Annotated in this window: 25 protein-coding genes; 9 read left to right on the plus strand and 16 right to left on the minus strand. The window is 58.2% G+C overall.

All coding sequences use genetic code 11. The features are described from left to right. Nucleotides 1–32: 32 nt before the first annotated feature. Nucleotides 33–3,935, minus strand: a complete 3,903-nt coding sequence (gene hrpA / locus ACR6AS_RS05930) for an ATP-dependent RNA helicase HrpA (RefSeq protein ID WP_111139499.1) — start codon at nt 3,933–3,935, stop codon at nt 33–35. A 256-nt stretch (nt 3,936–4,191) separates the two neighbouring features. Between hrpA and azoR the strand changes: the two genes are divergently transcribed. Next, nucleotides 4,192–4,791, plus strand: a complete 600-nt coding sequence (gene azoR / locus ACR6AS_RS05935) for an FMN-dependent NADH-azoreductase (RefSeq protein ID WP_293770184.1) — start codon at nt 4,192–4,194, stop codon at nt 4,789–4,791. 55 nt (nt 4,792–4,846) lie between these two features. On the opposite strand, the gene ACR6AS_RS05940 is transcribed toward azoR, so the two are convergent. The 3 genes from ACR6AS_RS05940 to ACR6AS_RS05950 are packed head-to-tail and all read right to left on the minus strand — an operon-like array spanning nt 4,847 to nt 8,018. Continuing rightward, complete coding sequence (locus ACR6AS_RS05940; protein ID WP_111139497.1) at nt 4,847–5,191, minus strand: YdbL family probable chaperone protein; 345 nt, start codon at nt 5,189–5,191, stop codon at nt 4,847–4,849. Between the two features lie 11 nt (nt 5,192–5,202). Next, the gene (locus tag ACR6AS_RS05945; protein ID WP_111139496.1) at nt 5,203–5,391 is read right to left on the minus strand and encodes a YnbE family lipoprotein; all 189 of its coding nucleotides are present in this window, start codon (nt 5,389–5,391) and stop codon (nt 5,203–5,205) included. Beyond that, complete coding sequence (locus ACR6AS_RS05950) at nt 5,388–8,018, minus strand: YdbH family protein (RefSeq protein ID WP_434161470.1); 2,631 nt, start codon at nt 8,016–8,018, stop codon at nt 5,388–5,390. The genes ACR6AS_RS05945 and ACR6AS_RS05950 overlap by 4 nt, the downstream gene beginning before the upstream one ends. Nucleotides 8,019–8,163: 145 nt before the next feature. Here ACR6AS_RS05950 and ACR6AS_RS05955 point away from each other — a divergent pair, with 145 nt between their 5' ends. Beyond that, nucleotides 8,164–9,156 (plus strand): 2-hydroxyacid dehydrogenase, encoded by a 993-nt coding sequence (locus ACR6AS_RS05955; RefSeq protein ID WP_111139494.1) that lies wholly within the window; start codon nt 8,164–8,166, stop codon nt 9,154–9,156. Nucleotides 9,157–9,187: 31 nt separating this feature from the next. On the opposite strand, the gene ACR6AS_RS05960 is transcribed toward ACR6AS_RS05955, so the two are convergent. Continuing rightward, nucleotides 9,188–9,463, minus strand: coding sequence for a putative hemolysin (locus ACR6AS_RS05960; protein ID WP_111139493.1), 276 nt, complete (start codon nt 9,461–9,463; stop codon nt 9,188–9,190). 184 nt (nt 9,464–9,647) lie between these two features. On the opposite strand from ACR6AS_RS05960, the gene ACR6AS_RS05965 reads away from it, so the two are divergent. The 3 genes from ACR6AS_RS05965 (at nt 9,648) to ttcA (ending at nt 12,741) form a co-directional block, all read left to right on the plus strand. After that, complete coding sequence (locus ACR6AS_RS05965) at nt 9,648–10,304, plus strand: MgtC/SapB family protein (protein WP_111139492.1); 657 nt, start codon at nt 9,648–9,650, stop codon at nt 10,302–10,304. A 195-nt stretch (nt 10,305–10,499) separates the two neighbouring features. Next, nucleotides 10,500–10,760, plus strand: coding sequence for a hypothetical protein (locus ACR6AS_RS05970; protein WP_293770197.1), 261 nt, complete (start codon nt 10,500–10,502; stop codon nt 10,758–10,760). A 1,045-nt stretch (nt 10,761–11,805) separates the two neighbouring features. Beyond that, the gene (gene ttcA / locus ACR6AS_RS05975) at nt 11,806–12,741 is read left to right on the plus strand and encodes a tRNA 2-thiocytidine(32) synthetase TtcA (RefSeq protein ID WP_111139490.1); all 936 of its coding nucleotides are present in this window, start codon (nt 11,806–11,808) and stop codon (nt 12,739–12,741) included. A 44-nt stretch (nt 12,742–12,785) separates the two neighbouring features. Here ttcA and ynaL read toward each other — a convergent pair whose 3' ends face one another. From ynaL to ACR6AS_RS05990, 3 genes are all read right to left on the minus strand, one after another. Continuing rightward, a complete protein-coding gene (gene ynaL, locus ACR6AS_RS05980; protein ID WP_167498275.1) occupies nt 12,786–12,932 on the minus strand; it encodes a proline-rich small protein YnaL in 147 nt (48 codons plus the stop codon). Between the two features lie 304 nt (nt 12,933–13,236). Next, nucleotides 13,237–14,220 (minus strand): zinc transporter ZntB, encoded by a 984-nt coding sequence (zntB, locus tag ACR6AS_RS05985; RefSeq protein WP_111139489.1) that lies wholly within the window; start codon nt 14,218–14,220, stop codon nt 13,237–13,239. A 123-nt stretch (nt 14,221–14,343) separates the two neighbouring features. Next, nucleotides 14,344–15,963, minus strand: coding sequence for a peptide ABC transporter substrate-binding protein (locus tag ACR6AS_RS05990; protein ID WP_434161474.1), 1,620 nt, complete (start codon nt 15,961–15,963; stop codon nt 14,344–14,346). A gap of 151 nt (nt 15,964–16,114) precedes the next feature. Here ACR6AS_RS05990 and mpaA point away from each other — a divergent pair, with 151 nt between their 5' ends. Continuing rightward, on the plus strand, nt 16,115–16,822 hold the full coding sequence (mpaA, locus tag ACR6AS_RS05995) for a murein tripeptide amidase MpaA (RefSeq protein ID WP_434161476.1): 708 nt from the start codon (nt 16,115–16,117) through the stop codon (nt 16,820–16,822). Here mpaA and ycjG read toward each other — a convergent pair. Continuing rightward, nucleotides 16,797–17,780, minus strand: a complete 984-nt coding sequence (gene ycjG, locus ACR6AS_RS06000; protein ID WP_418797990.1) for an L-Ala-D/L-Glu epimerase — start codon at nt 17,778–17,780, stop codon at nt 16,797–16,799. The genes mpaA and ycjG overlap by 26 nt on opposite strands. 137 nt (nt 17,781–17,917) lie before the next feature. Between ycjG and tpx the strand changes: the two genes are divergently transcribed. Beyond that, nucleotides 17,918–18,421, plus strand: a complete 504-nt coding sequence (gene tpx, locus ACR6AS_RS06005; protein WP_111139485.1) for a thiol peroxidase — start codon at nt 17,918–17,920, stop codon at nt 18,419–18,421. 235 nt (nt 18,422–18,656) lie between these two features. Here tpx and tyrR read toward each other — a convergent pair whose 3' ends face one another. Continuing rightward, a complete protein-coding gene (gene tyrR / locus ACR6AS_RS06010; protein ID WP_293770213.1) occupies nt 18,657–20,222 on the minus strand; it encodes a transcriptional regulator TyrR in 1,566 nt (521 codons plus the stop codon). A 159-nt stretch (nt 20,223–20,381) separates the two neighbouring features. Here tyrR and ACR6AS_RS06015 point away from each other — a divergent pair, with 159 nt between their 5' ends. After that, nucleotides 20,382–20,516, plus strand: a complete 135-nt coding sequence (locus tag ACR6AS_RS06015; RefSeq protein WP_434161479.1) for a hypothetical protein — start codon at nt 20,382–20,384, stop codon at nt 20,514–20,516. A gap of 43 nt (nt 20,517–20,559) precedes the next feature. Here ACR6AS_RS06015 and ACR6AS_RS06020 read toward each other — a convergent pair whose 3' ends face one another. Genes ACR6AS_RS06020 through pspA form a run of 6 tightly spaced genes read right to left on the minus strand, consistent with a single transcriptional unit; the run spans nt 20,560 to nt 24,575 of the window. After that, nucleotides 20,560–21,621, minus strand: a complete 1,062-nt coding sequence (locus ACR6AS_RS06020) for a YcjF family protein (protein WP_111139483.1) — start codon at nt 21,619–21,621, stop codon at nt 20,560–20,562. Further along, a complete protein-coding gene (locus tag ACR6AS_RS06025; protein WP_111139482.1) occupies nt 21,618–23,015 on the minus strand; it encodes a YcjX family GTP-binding protein in 1,398 nt (465 codons plus the stop codon). Before ACR6AS_RS06025 ends, ACR6AS_RS06020 begins: the two co-directional genes overlap by 4 nt. Beyond that, entirely contained in the window at nt 22,996–23,244 is a 249-nt protein-coding gene (gene pspD / locus ACR6AS_RS06030; RefSeq protein ID WP_293770218.1) for a phage shock protein PspD, read from the minus strand. The genes ACR6AS_RS06025 and pspD overlap by 20 nt, the downstream gene beginning before the upstream one ends. A 53-nt stretch (nt 23,245–23,297) precedes the next feature. Next, the gene (gene pspC, locus ACR6AS_RS06035; protein ID WP_434161989.1) at nt 23,298–23,648 is read right to left on the minus strand and encodes an envelope stress response membrane protein PspC; all 351 of its coding nucleotides are present in this window, start codon (nt 23,646–23,648) and stop codon (nt 23,298–23,300) included. Further along, nucleotides 23,648–23,875 (minus strand): envelope stress response membrane protein PspB, encoded by a 228-nt coding sequence (pspB, locus tag ACR6AS_RS06040; protein ID WP_013357982.1) that lies wholly within the window; start codon nt 23,873–23,875, stop codon nt 23,648–23,650. The genes pspC and pspB overlap by 1 nt, the downstream gene beginning before the upstream one ends. A 34-nt stretch (nt 23,876–23,909) precedes the next feature. Next, complete coding sequence (pspA, locus tag ACR6AS_RS06045) at nt 23,910–24,575, minus strand: phage shock protein PspA (RefSeq protein ID WP_293770223.1); 666 nt, start codon at nt 24,573–24,575, stop codon at nt 23,910–23,912. Between the two features lie 165 nt (nt 24,576–24,740). Between pspA and pspF the strand changes: the two genes are divergently transcribed. Further along, nucleotides 24,741–25,742: a phage shock protein operon transcriptional activator gene (gene pspF / locus ACR6AS_RS06050; RefSeq protein ID WP_111139479.1), complete on the plus strand. Its 1,002-nt coding sequence runs from the start codon at nt 24,741–24,743 to the stop codon at nt 25,740–25,742. Nucleotides 25,743–25,788: the final 46 nt, after the last annotated feature.

The following is a 25,788-nucleotide window of genomic DNA, read 5'->3' on the forward strand; positions in this document are numbered from 1 at the left end:
GGGCGCGCCGTTAACCGCGCGCCCCGGCGCTCTTAGTTCGCGATCTGCTCCATCGTCTGCAGGATCCGTTTATCCGAGATGGGATAAGGCGTTCCCAGCTGCTGAGCAAAGTAGCTGATGCGCAGCTCCTCGATCATCCAGCGGATGTTCTGCACCTCTTCATCATCCTGGCGCTGCGGCGGCAGTTTATTCCGCCACGCCTGATAAGCCTGCTCCACCGCCTGCACTTTTAACATGCGGGCGCGATCGCTGTGCGGATCGGCTGGCAGTTTCTCCAGGCGGCGCTCGATGCCGTGCAGATAACGCAGCGTATCGGCCAGCCGCTGCCAGCCGTTTCCGGTGACAAAGCCGCGATAGACCAGACCGCTCATCTGCGCCTTGATATCAGAGAGCGCCAGCGCCATCGTCATATCGACCCGCCCCTTGAGACGCTTGTTGATGTTGAAGACGGCTGTCAGGATCTGCTCGACCTGACTGGCGATGGTGACCACGGTCTCATTGAGTTCGCCGCGCACTTTGTCACGCAGCTGCTCGAAAGTGGCCTGATCCCAGGCCGGACCGCCCGCCTCCGCCATCAGCTTGTCGATGCCACAGGCGATGCAGTCGTCGATCAGCTCCAGCACTTTGCCATAGGGATTGAAGTAGAGGCCGAGCTTGGCTTTGTTGGGCAGCTTTTCGTGCAGATATTTCACCGGCGACGGCACATTCAGCAGCAGCAGCCGACGCTGGCCGCGCCACATCATCTTCTGCTGCTCCTGCTCGCTGTCAAACAGGCGGATCGCCACGCTCTCTTTCTCATCCACCAGCGCCGGCCAGGCTTTGACCTGATAACTGCCGCGCTTCTGCTCGTAGCTGCGGGGCAGCTCGCCAAAGCTCCAGATATGCAGCCCGCTCTGCTCCAGGCCATCGTCGGCCACTTTCGACAGCGTTTCCTGCACTTTGCCTTTCAGCTGAGCTTTGAGCGCGGTGAGATCTTTGCCTTCCAGCAGTTTGCGATTGTGCTCATCCACCACCCGGAAGGTCATTTTCAGATGATCGGGCACCTGTTCCCACTGCCACTCTTCGCGGTCCAGCGTGACGCCGGTCATGCGGCGAAACTCGCGCGCCAGCGCATCAACCAGCGGCATCTCCATCGCCGTGACCCTGCCCAGGAACGCCTCGGCATAGTCAGGTGCCGGCACCATATGACGGCGCAGCGGTTTGGGCAGCGACTTGATCAGCGCGATAATCAGCTCACGACGGATGCCGGGGATCTGCCACTCAAATCCGGCATCCTCCACCTGATTCAGCAGCGGCAGCGGAATATGCACCGTCACGCCATCCGCATCCGCGCCCGGCTCGAACTGATAGCTCAGCTTCAGTTTCAGGTTGCCCTGATGCCAGAAGTTGGGATAGTCGAGCTGGCTGACGCTGTTCGCGCCCTCTTTCATCAGCATCTCTCTGTCGAAGTTCAGCAGCTGCGCATTTTCACGGCTGGCCTGTTTCCACCAGCTGTCAAAATGTTTCGCCGACACCACCTCTTTGCCGATGCGCTGGTCGTAAAAGGCAAACAGCGTTTCATCGTCGACCAGAATGTCGCGACGACGGGACTTGTGCTCCAGATCTTCTACTTCGCTGCGCAGTTTCTGGTTGGCCCGGAAGAAGGCGTGACGGGTCTGCCAGTCGCCCTCCACCAGCGCGTGACGGATAAAGAGTTCACGGCTCAGCACCGGATCGATACGGCCATAGTTCACCTTACGCGCGGCAACAATCGGCAGCCCGTAAAGCGTGACCTTTTCGGAAGCCATCACCGCGCCCTGCGATTTCTCCCAGTGCGGCTCGCTGTAGCTGCGTTTGATCAGATGCTGCGCCAGCGGCTCGATCCACTCCGGCTCGATCCGGCCCGCAGTCCGGCCCCACAGGCGGCTGGTCTCCACCAGCTCCGCCACCATCGTCCACTTTGGCGGCTTCTTAAACAGCCCGGAACCGGGGAAGATGGCGAAACGGGTATTGCGCGCGCCGGTATACTCCTGCCTGTCGCTGTCTTTCTGGCCGATATGCGACAGCAGCCCGCTCAGCAGCGCGCAGTGCACCTGCTGCAGTTCGGCCGGTTCGCTGTTTACCGGGATCCCCAGCTCACGCACCACCTGACGCAGCTGCGTGTAGATATCCTGCCACTCCCTGACGCGCAGGTAGTTCAGGAAGTCACTTTTGCACTGCCGACGGAAGAGATTGCCGGACAGCGCCTTCTGCTGCTCCGCCAGATAGTTCCAGAGGTTCACATAGGCCATAAAGTCGGAATCTTTATCGGCAAAGCGGCGATGCTTCTCATCGGATGCCTGCTTCTTCTCGGCCGGACGCTCGCGCGGATCCTGAATCGACAGGCCTGCGGTGATGATCATCACTTCGCGCACACAGCCATATTTCTGCGCTTCCAGCACCATCCGCGCCAGCCGGGGATCGACCGGCAACTGCGACAGCTGACGCCCGGAGCCGGTGAGCTTATAGTGACCGGTCTCTTCGTTGAGCGTCAGCGCGCCCAGCTCTTCCAGCAGACGGACACCATCCTGAATGTTGCGCTTGTCGGGTGCTTCCACAAACGGGAAGGCCGCGATATCGCCCAGCCCCAGCGCGGTCATCTGCAGGATCACCGACGCCAGGTTGGTGCGCAGAATTTCCGGATCGGTAAACGCCGGACGACTCAGGAAATCATCTTCCGCGTAGAGACGGATGCAGATCCCGTCTGAAACACGACCACAGCGCCCTTTTCGCTGGTTGGCGGAGGCCTGGGAGATCGGTTCAATCGGCAGGCGCTGCACCTTGGTGCGGAAGCTGTAGCGGCTGATACGGGCCGTGCCGGGGTCGATCACATATTTGATGCCGGGCACCGTCAGCGAGGTCTCGGCGACGTTGGTCGCCAGCACGATACGGCGGCCGCTGTGCGACTGAAAGACCCGGTTCTGTTCGGCGTTCGACAGGCGGGCATAGAGCGGCAGCACCTCGGTGTGCGGCAGATCGCGCTTGTTAAGCGCGTCGGCGGTGTCGCGGATTTCGCGCTCGCCGCTCATAAAGATCAGGATGTCGCCATGGCTCTCGCGCCCCAGCTCATCCACCGCATCGAAAATCGCCTGTAACTGGTCACGATCGCCCTCATCCGCCTCGTCGACCACCGGCCGGTAGCGCACCTCGACCGGATAGGTCCGGCCGGAGACTTCGATCACCGGCGCATGGTTAAAGTGACGCGAGAATCGCTGTGGATCGATGGTGGCGGAGGTGATGATGACTTTCAGATCGGGACGGCGTGGTAACAGCTCACGCAGATAGCCGAGCAGGAAGTCGATATTCAGGCTGCGCTCGTGCGCCTCATCGATGATGATGGTGTCATACTGCATCAGCAGGCGATCCTGCTGGATCTCGGCCAGCAGGATACCGTCGGTCATCAGCTTAACCTGCGTCAGATCGCTGACCTGGTCGTTGAAGCGCACTTTATAGCCGACACAGCCACCCAGCGAGGTGCCCAGTTCATCGGCAATGCGGTTCGCCACGGTTCGCGCTGCCAGACGACGCGGCTGCGTATGACCGATCAGTCCGGTGACGCCACGCCCCAGTGCCAGACAGATTTTGGGCAGCTGAGTGGTTTTACCCGAGCCGGTTTCACCGGCCACAATCACCACCTGGTGATTGCGAATCGCCTCAGCAATATCCTGCTGCTTCTGGCTGACCGGCAGGTTGTCAGGAAACGTAATGGCTGGCGTGGCGGCACGCCGCTGGGCCACCCGCTGCCCGGCGGCAATAATTTCCTGCTCCAGCTCCCGGGCAATGCCCTGCTGTGCCTGCGGATTTTTAACTTTTCTGGCACCCTGCAGACGGCGCTGCAGACGCTGACGATCGCTCAGCATCAGGCCGTCGAGCTGCGCCCGGAGTGCGTCCAGTGGGGAGATTTCGGGAGATGACATAATAGTGACGTACCTTACTCAGACAGTGCTGCGGCGTGAAACCGGGCACTGCAAGCCGGGATAACCAGCTGAATTAATAAAATAATTGCGCGAATCATAGCACATTCTGAACCGTTCCGGCGTCTGACAACGGGTACGCTTATTCAATAAATTCGAACATAGGTCTCGAAATATTGCGCTTTCACCGCACCATTGATAACCGTAGAGTGTAACCCATTGAGCGGGAACCCTTCCGCGTAACAGACAGGAAATTACCATGAGCAAAGTTTTAGTTCTGAAATCAAGCATCCTTGCAGGTTACTCACAGTCAAGCCAGCTTGCTGACTTCTATGTTGAACAGGCTAAGGCGCAGGGTAAAGAAGTGACCGTACGCGACCTGGCCGCTAACCCGATTCCGGTTCTGGATGGCGAGTTAGTGGGTGCGATGCGTCCTTCCGATACGCCGCTCTCCCCCCGCCAGCAGGACGCGCTGAACCTCTCTGATGAACTGATTGCGGAACTGCAGGCGCATGATGAAGTGGTGATTGCCGCGCCAATGTACAACTTCAATATCCCGACGCAGCTGAAAAACTACTTTGACCTGATCGCCCGTGCTGGCGTGACCTTCCGCTACACCGAAGCTGGCCCGGAAGGCCTGGTTAAAGGCAAAAAGGCGGTTGTGATCTCCAGCCGTGGCGGCATCCACAAAGATACCCCGTCAGACCTGCTGACCCCTTACGTAAAGCTGTTCCTGGGCTTTATCGGCATCACCGACGTCGAGTTCGTGTTTGCTGAAGGCATCGCATACGGTCCGGAAGTGGCCAGCAAAGCGACCGCAGAAGCCAAAGACGCTATCGCGCAGATCGTGACGGCATAACGGCGTCTCATCTCAGGATGACACCGAAAAGAACCGGGCCACGCACCCGGTTTTTTTATGGCGAGATGTCGCTGTCCGTCTCTTTTCTCAGCCACTGGCCGTTGATGCCGCGGACATATTCGCCCGCGCCCGCGCGGCTCACCAGCTTTTGCCCGGCGATACTCGCCACATCCGCCACAGAGAGACGATTCTGATCCGCCAGACGCTGGTACTGCTGCTGACGTCCGGCATTGATGCGCTGCACCAGCGCCAGGGTTTCAGGATCCTGCGCCCGCGCGGCCAGATAGCCGGAGAGCGTTTCCCCTACCCGGCCCGATTTCCGCGCCTGATCCAGCGTCAGCGCCCAGGCGGGCTGCGCCATCGTCAAAGCGAGTAAAAGCGCCACGCTTATGCGTTTCATCGTTCCTCTCCTCAAAACAGACCGCTCTGGTTTTTCAGTAACGCTTCGACATCCTTATCGACTTTGATATGGATCTCGTGCTCAATTCTGACGTTCATGTTGATGGTGATGGGCTCTTTGGGTGCCGAGACTTCAATGCGCGGCACACAGCCGATGCTCAGCAGTCCGGCTGCCATTACCAGTAGTGCCTTCAGGCTCATGGTGAAGTGTCCTTGTTCGACGGCAACGTCGCATGTTGCTCAAGCCAGGATTGCAAATTATCGCCGAAGCGCAGGCTGCGCCAGAGCTGAAAGAGATTTTCCTGGTGATGATAGTTAAGATTGACCGTCTGACGACGGTTGCTGAAGCGGCTGACGCCCTGCACCTGCGCCTCCATTGAGAGGTCGCCGAGGTTATCCAGATTGATTGTGGCCCAGCTGCGGGAGATCTCCATATAACGCAGCCAGTCCAGCGCAGCGCCGGTCGCCACGTTATTGCGGGTAATGGCATCCGCCATATCCTTGTCCAGCCGGAAGGTCAGCGCGCCACTGTTGGCAATCCACCCTTTCTCGATCAGCCAGCGTGGGTTGTTCAGCCATAACGGCAGTTCGCCGTTGACGTTGCCCGACATGGCAAACTGTTTGGGCTTCAGCGCCGTCACCAGCCTGCTCAGGCTGATGTTACGCAGCGACACCCGGGCGGGTTCATGTTGCGGCATCCGCAGCGCGGGCAGCGTAATCTGGCCGCCCAGCAGATCGAGGCTGACATTCTGCAGCGTCAGCGGTGCCGCTTCAGACCACGGCCAGTTACCCTGCAGGTCGGCGCGAATATTCTGCATCGCGAACTGGTTTTTAATCTCCGCGATCCGCAGCGACACCGGGCCATGCTGGCCGAACTGCCAGTGATCGGCCCTGAAGCGGAACGGCAGCGAGAAGTCGATGCCGTTAACCTGACTGTCGGGCGTCCAGACGCTGCCCTGTCTGACTCGCCAGTGGCCTCCGGCCTCGAATCCCTGATCCGGCGCGGCCGAAAACGCCACCTGCGCCTGTAAGCTGCCATCCTGTATCTGCATTTTCATGTCGGGGCTGAGCAGCGGCTGAAAGACCGTCAGCGACTGGGTCGGCCACCAGGCCTGACCGCGCAGCCGCTCACCATCCCAGCGGCCATTGACGCGCAGCGGCCCCACACGACCGGCCTTTAACTCGCCCCGCCAGAGAAAATAGCCGGGGTCGCGGCCTTTAGCCTCAAAATCGAGCGTGGACGCGGCCAGGCGGCCGCCATAGCTGAAGCGGGTTTCGCCCGCCTGCAAACGGAAATGGCCTTTAAAGGAAGGCTGCGCCACATCGCGCTGCCAGTTAACCGGTTCCGTAAGCGTCAGACGCGGAGAGGCCACGTTAACACTGCCGTAGGCCAGCTGGTTAAAGCCGGTGGAGAGCGTGTCCAGATGGATCAGCGTATCGTGCCAGCCACCGGTGCCTTTGACATCCCAGCGCGCCTGCAGCGGCAGCATCTCGCCGCCGCCCCAGTAGCGCCAGTTCCATTCGCCTTTATCGGGCCAGAAGTCGGTGGCGCGGCCATCAAGATGGAGCCGGAAACGGCCAAAACTGGCGTCGTGCGCGGTGAGGATCGCCTGCAGACGGCCATCGATCCCCTGCGACGAGAGCCGCACGCCCGCCAGCGGCCAGCGCGCCTCATCCACCTCCAGCGTGGACAGGATCCTGCCCTTCAGGCGCAGCAGCGATTTGGGCTGCAGCACCAGCTGAGGGTCAAGCAGGGAGCCGCTGAGCCGGCCCGGTACCGATCCGTAGAGTTGCAGGGCGGCCAGTTTGCTTTCCCCCGTGATCTGAAACGGCAGGTTGCTGTCCGTCAGGCTGAGGTTACCCGGCCCCACGCCGAGTACGACGTTGCCCTTGCCGCCACGTCCCCGGGTCAGCAGATTGATCCGCCCCGTGATCTGGCTGCCCTCCAGGCCCGCCTGCCAGTTATTCAGCGTCAGGTTAACGAACCCGGAGAGCGGCTGCGCCTCCAGCGGCCAGGCGTATTCGCCCTGCTCAATCTGAATCTGATCGCGGCTTATCTGCCACGGTAAACGGAGCAGCGGTTTCTCCTGTTCCGCCATCGCCACACGCAGTTCACCCTGCTGCTGCTGCCAGTTAAGCGTGAGCTGCAGAGGATGCGGCAGTGCTGCCAGGGCGAGCTGCCCTGCGACCTCGCCCTGCACCGGCAGGTCTGTGGCGAAAGCAGGCAGCTGCAGATTCCCCCTGAGAGTCATCGGCTCAGGCAGTGCGGGATGGGTAAACCGCAAACGCGTGACAGCCAGCTGCTGGCCGGTCAGGGTTGCCGCCAGCTGCAGATTCTCTCCCTGGTACGTCAGCTGCTGGCGATCTTTTTCCAGCGTCAGGTCCAGGGAGCCCGCATAGGTCTGCCACGGCGCAACGACCACTTTACCCAGATGCACATCGGCACCGGGCAGCATCGCCTGCCATTCGGCCAGGGTTCTGGGGGCGGCTGCGTCTGGCTCACTGGCAGGCAGTTTCTGCAGGCAGGCGCTGTCCAGCGTCAGTTCCGCTGCATTGAGTTTCCAGCGCGACTGATGCCAGCCCAGTGACACTGCGTTGACGGTGGCCAGTGAACAGTCCGCCGCCAGATAGCGGATCTGCGGCAGCCACAGGCCGCCGTCGCGCCAGCGTGGTGCGCCAGCAAGCTCAATACGGGTCTCAGCGGGCAGCCAGATACCGGCCAGTCGCGGCAGCCATTGAGTCACAGTCAGCATCAGGCCGAGCAGCAGCAAAATCAGCGCCAGAATCGCCGCCAGCCGTCGCCGGAAAATCCGTGGCATGAAAGCCATAATCCTTTTCCTTACAGTATCCTGACAGGAATGATGGCATGTAATCTGCCAGAGGTGAAGGTCTGCGCCAGACGCCGGTCAGCTCTTTCAGCAAAGTCAGCCAGAAAACGTTATCCTTGGTTTATCACTCTGCAGGAGCACAACCATGAAGATCGCGGTTTACAGCACTAAACATTACGATCAGAAATACCTTGAGCAGGTTAATCAGCAGTTTGGTTTTGAACTGCTCTTTTTTGATTTTTTACTCACGGAGAACACGGCGAAAACCGCAGTGGGTTGCGATGCCGTCTGTATTTTTGTCAATGATGATGGCAGTCGTCCGGTGCTGGAAGAGCTGGCCGGGCTGGGGGTAAAAGCTATCGCGCTGCGCTGCGCCGGTTTCAACAATGTGGATCTGGCTGCGGCTGAAGAGCTGGGCCTGGAGGTGGTACGGGTGCCCGCCTACTCACCGGAAGCGGTCGCGGAACACACCATCGGCCTGATGATGACCCTGAATCGCCGCATCCATCGCGCCTATCAGCGCACCCGTGATGCGAACTTCTCCCTCGACGGTCTGACCGGTTTTAACATGTATCAGAAAACCGCGGGCGTGATCGGGACCGGAAAAATCGGGGTGGCGACGATGCGCATTCTGAAAGGGTTTGGTATGCGACTGCTGGCGTTTGACCCTTATCCCAGCCAGCAGGCGCGGGAACTGGGTGCAGAATATGTCGATCTGAAGACGCTGTTTGCCGAGTCTCACGTTATCACGCTGCACTGCCCGATGACGCCGGAAAATCATCATCTGCTCAACGCGGAGGCGTTTAATCAGATGCGCGATGGCGTGATGATTATCAACACCAGCCGGGGCGGCCTGATTGATTCCCAGGCGGCGATTGACGCACTGAAAAAGCAGAAGATTGGTGCGCTCGGCATGGATGTCTATGAGAATGAGCGCGATCTGTTCTTTGAAGATAAGTCGAACGATGTGATTCAGGACGATGTCTTCCGCCGTCTGTCGGCGTGTCATAACGTGCTATTTACCGGCCATCAGGCGTTTTTAACTGCCGAAGCACTGACCGCCATTTCTGAAACCACACTGAATAATCTCAGCCAGCTCGACCGCGGCGAAGCGTGTCCGAACCGGGTCTCTGCCTGAGTAAGCGGGCCGGTGCAATCCGGCCTGTTTATCAGCGCGCGCAGTTCCCGCCAATCAGCGCCTGTTCATCACAGCGGCGACCATTCACTAACTGACACATCCCCACGCGCGAACCATCCAGCTGATGTGAAAACGCCAGGGTTCCACCTGCATTGGCACAGTTGCTTTCTGCCAGGGAAGACATCACTACCCGTGGCTGGATATGGGCGGCGGTGGCTTGTTGCGGTGGCTCATTATCATCGCTGTGGCTGCTGCAGGCAGAAAGTAATAATGCGGCACCGGCCAGCAAAAAGGTGGCTGCTTTCATCAGTCGGACTCCGGGAATAGGGGTTAAAGGCTGGCTCAGCATATGTCAGGCAGTACAAGGGGTCGAGAGGTGAAACAGCTTTTTACAAAATTCTCCAGCGTCATTTGCAAGCAGAATTATCTTGTTTACCTGCTATGACTGAACTGTCACTCTTTTTCGGCCTTTATCATTTCGGAGTAAAGCCATGTTGATGGATATGCTTATTCGCATTGCGCTGGCCGGCATTCTCGGCGGTCTGATCGGCCTTGAACGTCAGATGCGCGCCAAGGAAGCGGGCCTGCGAACCCATATTCTGGTCGGTATTGGCAGTGCGATGTTTATGCTGGTGTCAAAATATGGCTTCGCTGACATGCTGACCAGCGACCACGTCGCGCTGGATCCCAGCCGTATCGCCGCTCAGGTAGTCAGCGGCATGGGGTTCCTGGGTGCTGGCACCATCATGATTCAGAAGCAGGTGGTGAAAGGATTAACCACCGCGGCGGGTTTATGGGTCACCGCCGCCATCGGTCTGGTGATCGGAAGCGGCATGTATGAGATCGGCATTTATGGCACAGTGCTGGCGCTGCTGGTGCTGGAGGCCTTCCGCCGCCTGAGCCATCTGCTGATCGGCAAACACCATACCCTGCTGGTGTTTCTGAAGCCCAAAAGTGTGCCGCTGGTGCTGCTGGTTATGCAGCGGGAAGGCATTCGCTACAACAATGTCACGGTGATTAACCGCGATGCGGAGAGCGGCCTGTGTGAACTGAGCGTTCAGGTAACGCTTTCCCGTCGATCTAACGATGTACATCTGTATGACAAGATCATGGAGATCAAAGGCGTTCAGTCGCTGGAGATGATGTGATCCCATTTTTGCCCCACGCCTCACAGTCTGACTCCTGAACGTGACAGCGGGCGGTTACTGCAACCGCCCGCTTTTCCTGTAAATCTTTTTTTACCGCCAGATGTGTCATCAGCCTGACCTGAGACATAGAGCCTGCCGATAATCAATGCCATAATCCGCGATGGTTTTTTAACGTTACTATTTCAACGGGGAAATATGCGCCAACATTCTGACCAACCTGAGGTTGCCCTCTCCGCTGCCACGCATAAAAAAGGCCTGACGCTGATAAGCGTGCTCGTCATTGCCCTGATTGCAGGCGTGGTCGCCATCATGATGATTCTCGATCATCGCAACGCTGTGAATAATGCGCTGGAGACCGGACAGTGTCTGGCTGAGGAGGGTGCAGAGGGATTTCTGGAGATGCTCCGGCATTTTCTGCATCACGCCTATCGCTGGATATTTAAAGCCTGCGGCTAATCGTTTCACATTCAGTGCAGCAGAAAATGGAGTAAGCCGTGACGGTTGACCAGCAACAACACAGCATAATGCATCACCGCAACATAGCAGAGTAAAAAGAGAATGAGCATCGTAATAAATCGGATGCCGTACTTTTTTATTTTTTGAATGTTACAGGGATATCTCATAGACCTTAAAATTTAATTTACCTTGATAGCCGATTATTTAACGGCTTCCCTGGCAGGCTGTATTGCCGAAATGTGCGATACGCAATGCACGTCGTTTCAGCTTAACGCCTGCCTGGCATTTATTTACAATACGCTGTTTAAATTAACGAAACCCTCACCCGCTCCCGTTGCGCCGTCACAGGCGGATACGCGTGTCGCGAACTGGCAGACGTGAAGAAATTTCCCGGTTTCTGCAAAGCGATCTTTATTATAAACCTTTCGGATTAACGCATATTCAACAGCGCCCCACTTTCAGACGGATCCCCTAAAAACCCGGGGCGACTCTTTTTTTTAATATCCCGCAGGGCGAAAGTGAATTAATTTGACGGGGATCAGATTATCAGAAACAGAAACCGGACGCCGTTTATCCGGGATTGATTAAACGCGGTGCATGCTATTTTTATTTACCGGATTTTTTGTGATGAAATTTCTGTTAACCGTCGCGGCTATTTTTATGCTTGCGGGTTGCGCCGCAAAAATTGATCGCGCGCGTGATCATGCCTTTCAGAGCTCACCCCCCTCCTGTTCAACTCAGAATGATGAAATCGATTGTCAGTGGCTGAATGTGCCCGCCAGCTGAGGCGTCGTACGGCTGCTTCAGCCTGCCCTTTACGACGCTGATTCTGGAGAGCGGCGCGTATCTCATCGGGTGCTCCTCCCTGCCAGCCCTGCCCTGAGACTTCGCCCTTTTCCGCTGAATCTTTACTCCGGTACTGGCATTCGCGGCAACAATCCGTACCATACGCTGCATATTCGTGACACCGCAGTGAAGTGTCTGGCTGGAGGCGCGCCATAATCTGCCCTTCCGCTGTGCTTTCTGGATTCAGAGATAGGTAAAAATGCAAGATAATCAAACGGTTGACAAGAAAGAACAGTACAACCTTAACAAGCTGCAGAAACGTCTGCGTCGTCATGTCGGCGAAGCGATTGCTGATTTTAATATGATTGAAGAAGGCGACCGCATCATGGTCTGCCTGTCGGGCGGCAAAGACAGCTACACCATGCTGGAAATTCTGCGCAGTCTGCAAAAGAGCGCGCCGGTCAGCTTCAGCTTGATTGCGGTAAACCTCGACCAGAAGCAGCCAGGCTTCCCGGAGCATATCCTGCCGCAGTATCTTGAAGCGCAGGGGGTTGAGTACCGGATTATCGAAGAAGATACCTACTCCATCGTTAAAGAGAAGATCCCGGAAGGAAAAACGACCTGTTCACTCTGTTCGCGCCTGCGTCGTGGCATCCTCTATCGCGTGGCAACAGAGCTGGGCTGCACCAAAATCGCACTCGGCCATCATCGCGATGATATCCTGCAGACCCTGTTCCTGAACATGTTCTATGGCGGGAAGATGAAAGGCATGCCGCCAAAACTGATGAGCGACGACGGCAAGCAGATTGTGATCCGTCCGCTGGCCTACTGCCGCGAAAAAGATATCATCCGCTTCTCGGAAGCGCGTCAGTTCCCGATTATCCCCTGCAACCTTTGCGGTTCTCAGCCGAACCTGCAGCGTCAGGTCGTGGCCGATATGCTGCGTGACTGGGACAAGCGCTATCCCGGCCGTATTGAAACCATGTTCAGCGCGATGCAGAACGTGGTGCCCTCGCATCTGGCCGATTTCGGCCTGTTCGATTTTAAAGGCATTAAACATGGTGATGCGGTCGTGGATGGTGGCGACCTGGCGTTTGACCGCGAAACCCTGCCGTCTCAGCCTGCAGGCTGGCGCGAAGTTGATGAGGATGCACCGGATATCAGCGCACGTCTGGATGTGCTCCAGATAAAATAAGCACCAGACAGGTTAAGGGCGTGCTCCGGAAGCACGCCCTTTTTTTATATATTGCGGTGTGGCGGCGGATCCATGATCGGTGGAAACTCCGGGTCACCCGGCGGATCGGGTTGCGGCTGGGGATGTGGAATCGGGTCAGGAATCGGGGTGGGATCCGTCGGGATCGGCTCGCTGTTAAAAATCGCGCTCATGCCGTACTCCTTTTCTTGCGAATGGAGTTTAAGCTTAGGTAAGAAACGCCATCGGGGCCAGGCGGATAAAAAAAAAGCCGGCGCACTGGCCGGCATGTTTCGAATTAATTGTGCTATGCAATAATTCTAAAAATATAAGTATGACAATATGGAGCGCAACGCCCATCGCTTGACGTTGCATTCACCTGCGGAAGAGAGTTTGCGTCAGGTGCCGCATCGGGTTCTTGATATCGATCAGCTTTTGCCTTTTTAATCCGGTTTTCCGGCCGGATGACGCGATTTTCCGCCGTGTCCCCCTGCCCGGCTACAGCCAGCGCCGTTTACGCAGATAGCCTGCCACGCCCAGTGCCAGCGCTACCAGCAGCAGACAGAAGAGCGGAAAGCCATAGTGCCAGTTGCCGCCGGGGATCCCGCCCAGGTTGACGCCAAACAGCCCCGTCAGGAAGGTTGCAGGAAGAAAAATCATCGCCATCAGTGACATCGTATAGGTGCGGCGATTCATCGACTCCGCCATTGCTGAGGCGACCTCATCGGCCAGGATCGCAGTGCGCGCGACGCCCGCATCCAGGTCATCCAGCCCGCGCCCCAGACGATCGGCGATCTCCTGCATCCGGCGGCGTTCGCTGTCATCCATCCAGCCAAGCTTTTCGCTGGCCAGCCGGGCATAGACATCCCGCTGCGGCGCCATATAGCGACGCATCACAATCAGTTGTTTGCGCAGCAGGCCGAGTTCGCCCCGTGCCGGCATCCGCTGGTCCAGCAGCGCATCTTCCAGCTCAATGATTTTGTCATGCAGCTCTTCGATAAATTCGCTGGTGTGATCGGTCAGGGCATCACAGACATCCACCAGCCAGCTGCCGCAGTCAATCGGGCCGTTGCCGTTCTGCAGATCCGTCAGCACTTCATCGACCGCAGTGACTTTACGCCGCCGGGTGGAGACGATGAGCTTGTCGTTGATAAAGACCCGCATCACCACCAGTTGATCGCGACGCGCATCGCTGTTGTGATTGACGCTGCGCAGCACGATCATAAAACCGTCGCCCAGCCGGCTGACACGGGGGCGCATGCTGTCGCCCGCTAACGCATCGCGCACCGTATCCGGGATTTGCGGCGTCGACTGCAGCCACTCTGCGCTTTTGCGGTGGGTGTAATTCAGATGCAGCCAGCAGGGCTGCTCACACTGGATCACCTCATCTTCCGCGATCGGGATCATCCCGCCCTTACCATCCAGCTGGCAGGAAATTATGGCATCCGACACCTGCAACGCTTTTCCTTCAATTACGTCCACACCTTCGCCTCACTACTAAAATCAATACGATACAGTCTAGCGTCACGCCGTTGAGTTGCAATTGCCGCGCTGTGTAGAAAGATGTCAGCAGATGGCCGGTAAAACGGCCATCTGCCTCTTGATTTAATGCTTCTCAATCCACAGTTCGCGGCTGTAGGCGACATCTTCGGGGTTGGTGATGGGGTAGCCTTTGACCCAGGGTTTAATCAGACGGCCATTGGTGTACTGATAGATGGGGGCGATGGGTGCCTGGTCAGCCAGGATCTGTTCGGCACGGTTGTAATCGCTGTTGCGTGCCTCGTCACTGGTTTCGCGGCTGGCTTTGGCCAGCACGGCATCGTAATCACGATTGCTGAAGCGCGAGATGTTGCTGCTGTTTCCTGCGGTCAGCAGATTCAGGAAGGTCGAAGGCTCGTTGTAATCGCCAATCCAGGAGGCACGGATAATATCGAAGTTCCCGCTGTTGCGGCTGTCGATGTAGGTTTTCCACTCCTGATTTTCCAGCGTGACATCCACCCCAAGGTTCTTTTTCCACATCGAAGCGACGGCAATCGCAATCTTCTGATGACTTTCAGAGGTGTTATAAAGCAGTTTAAGTTTCAGCGGCTTGCCGGGGCCATAGCCAGCGGCGGCCAGCAGTGCTCTGGCCTGCGCGTTCAGGCTGTTCTGATCGTGCTGCTGCAGGAAGGATGGCAGCGGCTTAAAGCCCGCCGTCACGTCAGGGGTAAAGTGCCAGGCCGGTTTTTCACCGGTGCCCAGCACCTTTTCAGCGATAATCTTCCGGTCGATAGACCAGGAGAGCGCCTTGCGCACCCGTACATCGGCCGTCGGCCCCTTCTGCGTATTAAACGCATAGTAGTAGGTGCCCAACTGGTCGGGCGTATAGACCTCGCCCGGCAGAGTTTTCTTCAGCAGCCCATACATCTCTTTGGGGAAGGATTCGGTGATATCGATATCATTGGCGCGGTAGCGTTTGGTGGCGCTCGACTCTTCGTTGATCGGAACGAACGTGACCTTTGTCAGCACCGAGTGCGCATCGTCCCAGTAGTGAGGATTACGCGTGAGTACGATCTTTTCGTTCACGACGCGCTCGCTGAGCTGGTAGGCGCCGTTGCCGACCAGTTTACCAGGCGCTGTCCAGCTGTCGCCCTGCTGCGTAATAACCTTCTCAGGCACCGGAAACAGCGCAACATTGGCCACCAGCGCCGGGAACCAGGGCACCGGCCGATCCAGCGTCACCTTCAGGCGGCTGTTATCCAGCGCCACCACGCCCAGCTTATCGGTCGTCATCTCGCCTTTGGTGATTGCTGCGGCGTTCTCAATCCCGCTTAATCCGGCAAACCAGGCAAAGGCCGAACTGTTTTTAGGATCGACCAGACGCTGCCAGCTGTAGACGAAATCCCGGGCGGTCACCGGATCGCCATTTGACCAGCGTGCGTTATTCCGCAGCGTGAAAATCCAGGTTTTATTATCGCTGCTGCTCCAGCTCTGCGCCACGCCCGGCACAATTTTGCCCTGCGCATCCTGGTTAGTCAGCCCCTCAAACAGGTCGCGGATCACCTGGATTTCGGGCAGTCCCACGGCTTTAAGCGGATCGAGCGACGCCGGTTCATCTTTGATATGGCGGACAATCTGCTGCTGTTCAGCAAGTGGCGCGCCAGCGGGGGGATTCGCCGCGATGGCGGGTGTGATGAGGCTGCTCAGGCTGATGGCTGCCAGCGTCATGCGGAAGGTCTTGACCATGATCACTCCTTTACCCAAAGAAGCGCTGCATCAGCCTGATGCCGATGCAGCTTGTGCAGGGCACTTTAACGCAAATGGCTGATCGATAAATAGCTATTTTCCGCATCCCGCTTTTCCGCTACTTTTAATAAAACCCTTTGAGGAAATCACTATGTCGCCACTCCATCCGCGTCCGCTGCGCGGCAAACTGGACGTTTCGTATCAGCAGTATGGCCGTTCAGTTCTGGGCGCTCCCCTGCTGTGGTTTCCGGCCCCGCTGGGGGATGCCGACAGTGGTCTGATTCTGGCCGGTACTCACGGTGATGAGAATGCGGCCATTGCGACCCTCTCCGCCGCGTTACGGACGCTGCCCGAGGGCATGCGACGGCACCATGTGGTGCTGGCGGTTAATCCGGATGGCTGTCAGCTCGGGCTGCGCGCCAACGCCAATGGCGTCGATCTCAACCGCAACTTTCCGGCGGCGAACTGGCAGTCAGGCGATACCGTTTATCGCTGGAACAGTGCTGCCGATGCGCGCGACGTGGCGCTCTCCACCGGCACTCATCCGGCTTCCGAGCCGGAAACCCAGGCGCTCTGCGCCCTGATTCATCAGCTGAAACCGCGCTGGATCGTCTCCTGGCACGAACCGCTGGGCTGTATTGACGATCCGCATCAGGTGGAGATTGGGGGCTGGCTGGCCAGCCACACCGGCCTTCCCCGCGTCAGCAGCGTCGGCTATGACACGCCCGGCTCGTTCGGCAACTGGTGCAACGATCTCAGCCTGCCCTGCGTGACCGCGGAGATGCCGGTCGTGTCGGTCGATGAAGCCACCGAGGTCTATCTGGAGATGATGGTTAACCTGTTGCGCTGGCAGAAATAATCAGCTGCCCGTTGCGCACTTTAATCGCCGGTTCGGCATCCACCGCCAGCCAGGTCGGACCGTCGAGATCGGCGAAGCGCGTCTGTGGCACCAGCGGCAGTGCGGCGCGGATGGCCCGCGAGGTGCAGAGCATACAGCCGAGCATGACCGCAAAGCCCTGCTGCTGTGCGGCCTCCGCCAGCGCCAGCGCCTCCGTCAGCCCGCCCGCTTTATCCAGTTTGATATTGACCATCTCGTAGCGACCCTGCAGCGCCGCCAGGCTGCTGCGGGTGTGACAGCTCTCGTCGGCACAAATGGGCAGCGGATGGATGAAGTTCTCCAGGGCTGCTTCTTCACCGGCGGGCAGAGGCTGCTCCAGCATTGCCACATTGATGTCCGCCAGCAGCTGACAGCGCGCGGCCAGCCCTTCAGCGTGCCAGGATTCATTGGCATCCACGATAAGCGTCGCCTCCGGCACGGCGGCGCGGATGGCCATCAGGCGCTCGGTGATAAAATTATTATCCAGCTTAATCTTCAGCAACGTCGCGCCATGCTGCCAGAGCGCCAGGGCGCTGCTGGCCATCGCTTCGGGCGTATCAATGCTGACGGTCTGTGCCGTCACCACATCCGCTGGCGCATTCACACCGCTCAGCTGCCAGAGGCTGCTGTTCTGCTGATGCGCGGCGAGATCCCACAGCGCACTGTCAATGGCGTTGCGCGCCGCGCCGGCAGGCAGCGCCTGCTGCAACGCCTCACGCGTCATCCCCTGTTGCAGTGCAGGCAGGATCGCGGCAATCTGCGCCAGCACCGAGGCCTCGCTTTCGCCATAACGTGCGTAGGGTGTCGCTTCACCGACGCCTTTGACGCCATCTTCCTCAATTTCCACCACCACCACTTTTACTTCAGTCCGGGTTCCGCGAGCGATGACAAACGGCGTATGTAACGGCCAGGCTTCGGGATAACTTTTTACCGTTCTCATTTCCACTCCACAATGGGTGACAGACCGCCACGTTAAATTCCACAATTGAACTCGTAAACCCTTAACATTTATGTCATAAACAACGGCTATCTTTCACGGTTTTGTGTCAGATCTTTTTTTCATCAAAAGGAATCACTATGTCTCAGACTGTTCATTTTCAGGGTAACGCGGTACCGGTTGCGGGTCAGTTTCCTCAGGCTGGCGATAAAGCCAAAGCCTTTACGCTGGTGGCAAAGAACCTGGTTAACGTCGCGCTCTCTGAGTATGCAGGAAAACGCAAAATTCTGAACATTTTCCCGAGCGTGGATACCGGCGTCTGCGCCTCATCGGTCCGCAAATTCAACCAGGCCGCCAGCGAACTGAACAACACCGTGGTGCTGTGCATCTCTGCGGATCTGCCCTTTGCCCAGTCACGTTTCTGTGGCGCAGAGAACCTGAGCAACGTGGTAACGCTGTCGACGCTGCGCGGTTCAGAGTTCAAATATGATTATGGCGTGGAAATTGCTGACGGTGCGCTGGAAGGTCTGACCGCGCGGGCGGTGATTGTGCTGGATGAGAACGATAAGGTGCTCTACAGCCAGCTGGTTAACGAAATTACGACCGAACCAGATTATGACGCTGCGCTGGCCGCACTGAAGTAATCAGCGATTCGGATGGCTGACCGTTCCCTGATTCGGGTTTCGCCAGCCAGAGACAGAGAACGTAACGTGCCCTGTGCAGGGTCTGAAGAGAAAAACGTCCCCGGAGAACATGCCGGGGACGTTTTTAACCCTGCCAGCCCGATGACGCACCCCAGCAATCGGGCATTATCGGGATGCGGTGCGTCCTGCCCCTGAGCCAGATAAGCCTGACTCTGCTGGCAATCCCTCTCCTCTCTTATTCGTTTTCCGTGCGTTTCTGCCCCAGACCATATTCCCGCAGCTTATTCGCGATAGCGGTGTGGGACACGCCAAGCCGTTTCGCCAGTTTGCGCGTGCTGGGATAGGAGAGGTAGAGCCGCGTCAGGATCGAACGTTCAAAGCGGCTGGTAATCTGGTCCAGCGTGCCCTCCAGCGCCTCATCGCCCAGCGATACATCCAGCGCCTGTTCAGGCAGGACGATATCCTGCGGCCGCAGCTCATAGCCTTCAAGCTGGGTCAGCGCGCGATAGAGAGCGTTCTTTAACTGACGCACGTTGCCCGGCCAGGCATAGCGGGTCAGAAACGCGTTGAGCTGCGGAGAGAGACGCGGGCGCGCCATCCCCTGCTCATCGGCAAAGCGGGCAACGAACATCTCGGTCAGCGGCAGGATATCCTGAGGACGATCGCGCAGAGGCGGCAGTTGCAGCGTCAGCACGTTAAGCCGGTAGAAGAGATCTTCACGAAACTCCCCGCGCTGCACCAGCTCGATGAGGTTCTTCTGCGTGGCGCAGATGACCCGCACATTAACATGCACTTCATGCTCTTCGCCGACGCGCCGGAAGGTGCCATCGTTCAGGAAACGCAGCAGCTTGGTCTGCATTCTCGGCGACATCTCCCCGATCTCATCCAGCAGGACGGAACCGCCATTAGCCTGCTCAAAAAAGCCTTTCTTTCCTTCCAGCGCGTTCGGATAGGCGCCAGCGGCATGACCAAACAGTTCGCTTTCCGCGACGTCGTCGGGCAGCGAGGCGCAGTTCAGTGCCAGGAAAGGGTTTTTCCCGCGGGCGCTGCGCAGATGACAGGCGCGAGCCAGCATATCTTTGCCGGTGCCGGTGTCACCGACGATCAGCAGGGGCGCGTCCAGCATCGCCAGTTTGCGCGCCTGATCGACTACCTGTCGCATCTTCGGCGTAACCGCAATGATATGGTCAAACTCCGATTCGTCAGTGACCACCAGATTCTGCAGCTGACGCCCCATGCGGGCTGTTGACTTCAGCATCACCATCGCCCCTACCGGCCTGTCGCCCTGGCCCTCTTCGCCCGGCAGGTAAATCGGCCGGGCTTCCATCAGAAAATCGCGGCCTTCAATGACGACATGCTGCGCCTGCGCTTCAACCCGGTCGCTCTCCAGCCAGCGCATGAAGTTAAACCCGTTGATCAGATTACCCGCACTGACGTTGCGCATCTTCTCTTCATCGAGGTTAAACAGGTTCAGTGCGGCCGGGTTAGCCAGCTCAACCTTACTTTTCAGATCGACAGAGAAGACCGGATCCGGCATTGCTACCAGCAGCGCCGTGAGCGCACGATGTTCGCGTTCAGAGGGCATGTACGTTACGGTGCGCACATCTGTTACGCCAGGTGTACGCCTGATCTCCGCCATCAGGTTACTGAAGGCGTCGAATTCCAGTGCAGCAAAATTGAGGTAGATCCGCCCCAGCGCCGTGATTTCTATTCCACGTAAATCGATGTTGCGTGCCACCAGCAGATCGAGCAGTTCGCGCGTCAGACCGATACGGTCCTGACAGAACACTTCCAGACGCATTGCGTTCGCCTTAATCAGGTTCAGATAGGAGAATAATACGCTAACTCCCACGCCCGCAGAAAGGGATCTGTCAGGAAAAGTTGACAGTACAGGCGCGGTTGGCGCGCTTTTGTACGGAGGCGGATGCATGTGCAGTCAGAAGAGTAAATCCTTAAGGGAATGGCGCACTTTATCCGGGAGAAAAACGGGATGGCCTTTACGCTGCCAGCGGATCCGGTGATCACCGATGAAGCAGCCTGTCCGGGAACCTGTCTCACTATCGATTCGCGGCAGGTGCTTCGCCAGCCACAGTAATGACTAAAGGCGGCCAGGCCGCCTTTAGTCTGTTCTCTGCACGTCAGGCGGACTTATTGCCGCCCTTCTGCAACGCCTCTTTCATCTGGCCCAGCAGCTCGCGGCGAAAATCGCCGAGTCGCGGTTTATCCTGCTCCAGCCAGGGTAAAGGACGGCAGAGTTCCATCGCTTTGATGCCCAGCCGCGCCGTCAGCAGTCCCGCGCCGATGCCCTGCGCGGCACGGGTCGACAGCCGGGCGGCAATATCCTGTGACATCCAGTCCATCCCTACCTCTCTGACCAGCTCTGATGCACCGGCAAACGCCATATTGATCAGCACCAGCCGGAACAGCCGGATGCGGCTGAAGTAGCCCAGCTCAATCCCGTATATCGCCGCGATACGATTCACCAGCCGCAGGTTGCGCCAGGCGATAAAGGCCATATCCACCAGCGCCAGCGGACTGACCGCAATCATCAGCGTGGCTTCGGCCGCATGACGACTGATTTCACGCCGCGCCTGGCGATCCAGCACCGGCTGGACCAGCTGCGCATATAACCGGACAATTTCACTGTCGTTGTGGGTTTCATGCAGCGAGGCGTGCCAGCGCTGCAGCGCCGGATGCGCCTGATCCAGCTCCGCCTGCCGTGCCAGCTTTTCGCAGAATGCGCGGCCTTTACCGATGCCGTGGCTCTGCAGCAGCTCACGGCCCACATCCCGCTCTTCCGCACGCTGACGCAGCTGCCAGAGTCGACGCCATTCGGCGGTCAGCGCGCCGGCACCCGCCAGCACGACCAGGCCGCCCGCGACGCCGCTGCCGAGTGAAAACCAGTCGCGGGCGAGCCAGGCGTCATGTGTCCACTGCACGCCCTGCGCAACCACGCTGACACCAAACAGCAGCGCGCCTGCGGTAACCAGTTTGCGCCACAGGCTGCGGCGGGGTTTCAGCGCCGCTTCCACCGCCCGTTCACCCGCGCCCTCCTCTTCAACGGCCACGTCGTCATCCGGTACCGCCAGAAACGCCGCCTGCGCTTCCGGGTCAAAACTCTGTGCCGGACGCAGCGGCGTGTGCGTGCTCTCATCCAGCGGGCGGGCAAAGTCGATACGCGGCTTCAGCGGTTCACTCATCGTAATTTGTCTCCCAGCAAAAATTCCAGCGCGGCATCCATGCGGATATGCGGCAGCGGACGATCGACATCGAGCTGCTGCGGCCGGAACTGTTCAAACTGAAAACCCTGCTGCTGCCAGAAAGCGTGCCCCGGCAGGCGCGGCGGCACTTCGCCGGGGTAGACGGTCAGCGGTTCGCCATCCGCCAGCCGGTGGCCGCGCAGGGCCGGGATTTTCTCACCCCGGTGATCGACCAGCCCGCTCTGCGTCGCCTGCACCGACGCCAGACCGATACAATCCATGCTGATGCCTTCGAATGCGGCGTTCTGCCAGGCATCCTGCACCAGCTGCTGCAGCAGCGAGACCATGTTGCCATGCTGATCGCTGGTAATGTGATCCGCCTTGGTGGCCGCAAACAGCAGTCGGTCGATCACCGGTGAAAACAGACGGCGGAACAGCGTGCGCTGCCCGTAATGAAAGCTCTGCATCAGCTGGGTCAGCGCCAGCCGCATATCGTTAAACGCCTGAGGTCCGCTGTTGAGCGGTTGGAGGCAGTCGACCAGCACGATCTGGCGATCGAAGCGGAGGAAATGATTTTTATAAAAGCCTTTCACCACATGCTGACAGTAGTAGTTAAACCGCTGCTGGAGCATGCTGAAATTGCTGCCCTTGTCAGCCTGGGTCAGCCTCGCGAGTTGTGTCTCATCCAGCACGGGCAGCGGGAAAAACTGCAGCGCAGGCGCCCCCGCCATATCGCCGGGCAGCACGAAGCGGCCAGGCTGAATAAAGTGCAGGCCTTCGGATTTACAGCGGTGCAGATAGTCGGTCCAGGCGGCAGCGATCTCTGCCAGCAGCGTCTCATCGGCGGGTGCCAGCGGATCGAACTTTTCACACAGCGCGCGCCAGGGCTTTGCCCACGCCGCGCGATCGCCCTGCAGCAGCCCGTTCATCTGCCGCGACCAGGCGAGGTAATCCTGCGCCAGCATCGGCAGATCCAGCAGCCATTCGCCGGGGTAGTCGACGATCTCCAGATAGAGCGTTGCGGTCTCTTTCAGGTGGCGCAGCAGCGAATCACCCGGACGGTAGCGCAGCGCCAGCCGCATTTCGCTAACGCCGCGGGTCGGCGTGGGCCAGGCGGGCGGCTGGCTGTAAAGCTGGGCCAGTCCTTCGTCGTAGGTAAAGCGCGCCGTGCCCATGTCGCGCTGCGGCACCCGCTTTACCCCTAACAGACGCTCATCCCGCACCACGGAAAACAGCGGCAAACGTGCGCCGCTGTGTACCGTTAAAAGCTGATTAACCAGTGAGGTGATGAATGCCGTTTTTCCGCTGCGGCTTAGCCCGGTTACGGCCAGACGCAGATGGCGATCGACGCCACGGTTCATCAACGCCATCAATTCAGTTTGCAGTCTTTTCATCTTTCTCCCTGATGAAGCGCGACGCCATGCGGTTCATGACGCGCTTCAGCAGTGGCTCCAGCGCCACCGCCAGCAGCAGACGTAACGGGCGTCGCGCTACCGATTTCACTGCCCAGCCGGTCACCCCAGCCGGACCATAAGTCACCGCATTGATAATGATAAATTTAGCCGCCGACTTCAATGCAGGTGTCGCGCGGTGACGAAAAGCAGTGGATCGCGAATAGGACATTAACACCTCCATCGGGTTGGCATACGGGCCGGAAGCGGCCCGGAAACAGCGTATCAGATCTGACGGAAACGGCTGCGCACACTGAAGGTTTCAGAGGTGACATAGCGTTCTATGTCACGCACGCTGCCTTCATCACGCTGCAGGGCGCTTTCCAGCTGGTCCAGCAGTTCGCTGGCGCTGGGCTGGTGCGCCTCCTCCGTGACAGTGGCGGGTTTCTCATCCAGCACAAACCCCAGTACAAAATAGGCAATGACGGTAAAAAGAAACAGGCCAAAGAACAGGGATAACACGACGATGACCCGCAGCAGACGCACCGGAATATCCAGATACTCCGCCAGGCCTGCGCAGACCCCCATCAGTTTTCCTTCAGCAGGTTTGCGCCACAGCTTACGGCCCTTCATGATCATGGCTGCCTCCAGTTCGGATGTTCGGCGTCCAGAATGGCCTCCAGCGCATCAATCCGTTCGCGCATCCGCTGCGCGTCCTGAGTGACGCGCTGCAGACGCTGGATTTCGCTTTGAGACAGCTCCGAACCGCCATTGCGCTTGTTGCTGTAATGCAGCCATAACCAGATCGGTGCAACAAACAGCACAAAGATCGTTAAGGGTATGGCGAGAAAAAGTGCGCTCATTGACTCTCCTTAATCACTATCGCAACGTCGACAATTACTCACCGCGGTTCATTCTGGCTTTCAGCGCGTTGAGCTGCTGACTGATCTCATCGTCTGCTTTCAGGTCAGTGAACTGCTGGTCCAGCGTTTTCGGCTTACCAAAACCGTGGCTCTCCGCTTCCGCTTCCATATGATCGATGCGACGTTCGAAAGACTCAAATCGCGCCATCGCTTCATCAATTTTACCGCTGTCCAGCTGACGACGGACATCGCGGGAAGAGGAGGCGGCCTGGTGACGCAGGGTCAGCGCCTGCTGACGGGCACGGGTCTCGCTGAGTTTTTTCTCCAGCTCACCAATCTCGCCTTTCATACGCTCCAGCGTCTCTTCAACCTGACTCACTTCCTGCTTCAGTGACGCGATAAGATCGGTGAGTTTCTGTTTTTCAATCAGCGCAGAGCGAGCCAGATCTTCTTTATCTTTGCGCAGCGCCAGCTCCGCTTTTTCCTGCCATTCAGCCTGCTGAATCTCAGCCTGTTCGATGCGGCGTGACAGCTGTTTCTTTTCTGCCAGCGCCCGTGCAGAGGTGGAGCGCACTTCGACTAAGGTGTCTTCCATCTCCTGAATCATGAGCCGGACCAGCTTCTGCGGATCTTCCGCGCGCTCCAGCAGGGAATTGATGTTGGCGTTCACGATATCGGCGAAACGAGAAAAAATACCCATAATGCTGTTCCTCTTTTGATGTTTTACAGTTCTGTTGCTCTGCCTGGTTCATACAAGATGCGTGCCAATTTTATAAGCCACTGATATTCAATAAATTGGAAATTTTACAGGCCTTTCAGCTTGCTCTAAGATAGTCAAAATGATTAATGGGTGGCGAAATTCATCATGACAGGATCAAACGATAATCTTCTGGGCGAGTCGAACAATTTTCTGGAAGTACTGGAGCAGGTTTCTAAGCTGGCTCCGCTGGAGAAGCCGGTGCTGGTGACGGGTGAACGCGGAACGGGTAAAGAGCTCATCGCCAGCCGCCTGCACTATCTCTCTGACCGCTGGCAGGGCCCGTTTATCTCGCTGAACTGTGCCGCGCTGAATGAAAATCTGCTGGACTCCGAACTCTTCGGGCATGAGGCGGGCGCCTTTACCGGCGCGCAGAAGCGCCATCTGGGGCGTTTTGAGCGTGCAGACGGCGGCACGCTGTTTCTGGATGAGCTGGCAACCGCGCCGATGCTGGTGCAGGAAAAGCTGCTCAGGGTAATTGAGTACGGGCAGCTGGAGCGTGTCGGCGGCAACCACTCCCTGCAGGTAAACGTCCGGCTGGTCTGCGCGACCAATGAAGATTTGCCCGCCCTGGCCGCGGCAGGAAAATTCCGCGCCGACCTGCTGGATCGTCTGGCATTTGATGTGGTGCAGCTGCCGCCTCTGCGCGAGCGCCGCAGCGATATTCTGGTGATGGCTGAGCATTTCGCTATCCAGATGTGCCGCGAGCTTGGCCTGCTGCTCTTTCCGGGATTTACGCCGCGCGCCCAGCAGGCGCTGCTCGACTATCACTGGCCGGGTAACGTTCGCGAACTGAAAAATGTGGTGGAGCGGTCGGTCTATCGTCATAACAGCAGCGAGCAGCCGCTGGATAAGGTGATTATTAACCCGTTCGCGGCGCGGCAGGAGCCGGTCGCGCTTCTGCCCGCCAGCCAGGCGGCTGAAAGCAGCGCCCTGCCCGCGCTGCCGCTGGATCTGCGGCAGTGGCAGAATCAGCAGGAGCGCGATCTGGTCGAAGCCAGCCTGCATCAGGCGCGTTATAACCAGCGCCGCGCCGCCGGTTTACTCGGCGTTACCTATCATCAGCTACGCGCGATGATGAAAAAGCACGATATCAAAGCCGAAATCTGATCGGCAGGCTCCGCTGCTCATTTCCTCTCTGGCAGCCTTGAGGCCA

Origin of the sequence: Pantoea phosphatilytica (genome assembly GCF_051025615.1) — a bacterium.
Lineage (GTDB): Bacteria > Pseudomonadota > Gammaproteobacteria > Enterobacterales > Enterobacteriaceae > Pantoea.

What these genes read in the sequence shown, in the direction of transcription:
- ycjG (WP_418797990.1), bottom strand. Translation starts at nt 17,780, where the DNA reads ATGAGAACGGTAAAAAGTTATCCCGAAGCCTGGCCGTTACATACGCCG.
- ynaL (WP_167498275.1), bottom strand. Translation starts at nt 12,932, where the DNA reads ATGAGCGCGATTTTTAACAGCGAGCCGATCCCGACGGATCCCACCCCG.
- ACR6AS_RS05950 (WP_434161470.1), bottom strand. Translation starts at nt 8,018, where the DNA reads ATGGCTTTCATGCCACGGATTTTCCGGCGACGGCTGGCGGCGATTCTG.
- mpaA (WP_434161476.1), top strand. Translation starts at nt 16,115, where the DNA reads ATGTCGCCACTCCATCCGCGTCCGCTGCGCGGCAAACTGGACGTTTCG.
- pspF (WP_111139479.1), top strand. Translation starts at nt 24,741, where the DNA reads ATGACAGGATCAAACGATAATCTTCTGGGCGAGTCGAACAATTTTCTG.
- ACR6AS_RS05970 (WP_293770197.1), top strand. Translation starts at nt 10,500, where the DNA reads ATGCGCCAACATTCTGACCAACCTGAGGTTGCCCTCTCCGCTGCCACG.
- ACR6AS_RS06015 (WP_434161479.1), top strand. Translation starts at nt 20,382, where the DNA reads ATGGCGCACTTTATCCGGGAGAAAAACGGGATGGCCTTTACGCTGCCA.
- ACR6AS_RS05955 (WP_111139494.1), top strand. Translation starts at nt 8,164, where the DNA reads ATGAAGATCGCGGTTTACAGCACTAAACATTACGATCAGAAATACCTT.
- hrpA (WP_111139499.1), bottom strand. Translation starts at nt 3,935, where the DNA reads ATGTCATCTCCCGAAATCTCCCCACTGGACGCACTCCGGGCGCAGCTC.
- azoR (WP_293770184.1), top strand. Translation starts at nt 4,192, where the DNA reads ATGAGCAAAGTTTTAGTTCTGAAATCAAGCATCCTTGCAGGTTACTCA.
- ACR6AS_RS05960 (WP_111139493.1), bottom strand. Translation starts at nt 9,463, where the DNA reads ATGAAAGCAGCCACCTTTTTGCTGGCCGGTGCCGCATTATTACTTTCT.
- ACR6AS_RS05940 (WP_111139497.1), bottom strand. Translation starts at nt 5,191, where the DNA reads ATGAAACGCATAAGCGTGGCGCTTTTACTCGCTTTGACGATGGCGCAG.
- ACR6AS_RS05990 (WP_434161474.1), bottom strand. Translation starts at nt 15,963, where the DNA reads ATGGTCAAGACCTTCCGCATGACGCTGGCAGCCATCAGCCTGAGCAGC.
- ACR6AS_RS06020 (WP_111139483.1), bottom strand. Translation starts at nt 21,621, where the DNA reads ATGAGTGAACCGCTGAAGCCGCGTATCGACTTTGCCCGCCCGCTGGAT.
- tpx (WP_111139485.1), top strand. Translation starts at nt 17,918, where the DNA reads ATGTCTCAGACTGTTCATTTTCAGGGTAACGCGGTACCGGTTGCGGGT.
- pspA (WP_293770223.1), bottom strand. Translation starts at nt 24,575, where the DNA reads ATGGGTATTTTTTCTCGTTTCGCCGATATCGTGAACGCCAACATCAAT.
- ACR6AS_RS06025 (WP_111139482.1), bottom strand. Translation starts at nt 23,015, where the DNA reads ATGAAAAGACTGCAAACTGAATTGATGGCGTTGATGAACCGTGGCGTC.
- ttcA (WP_111139490.1), top strand. Translation starts at nt 11,806, where the DNA reads ATGCAAGATAATCAAACGGTTGACAAGAAAGAACAGTACAACCTTAAC.
- ACR6AS_RS05965 (WP_111139492.1), top strand. Translation starts at nt 9,648, where the DNA reads ATGTTGATGGATATGCTTATTCGCATTGCGCTGGCCGGCATTCTCGGC.
- tyrR (WP_293770213.1), bottom strand. Translation starts at nt 20,222, where the DNA reads ATGCGTCTGGAAGTGTTCTGTCAGGACCGTATCGGTCTGACGCGCGAA.
- pspD (WP_293770218.1), bottom strand. Translation starts at nt 23,244, where the DNA reads ATGTCCTATTCGCGATCCACTGCTTTTCGTCACCGCGCGACACCTGCA.
- ACR6AS_RS05945 (WP_111139496.1), bottom strand. Translation starts at nt 5,391, where the DNA reads ATGAGCCTGAAGGCACTACTGGTAATGGCAGCCGGACTGCTGAGCATC.
- pspB (WP_013357982.1), bottom strand. Translation starts at nt 23,875, where the DNA reads ATGAGCGCACTTTTTCTCGCCATACCCTTAACGATCTTTGTGCTGTTT.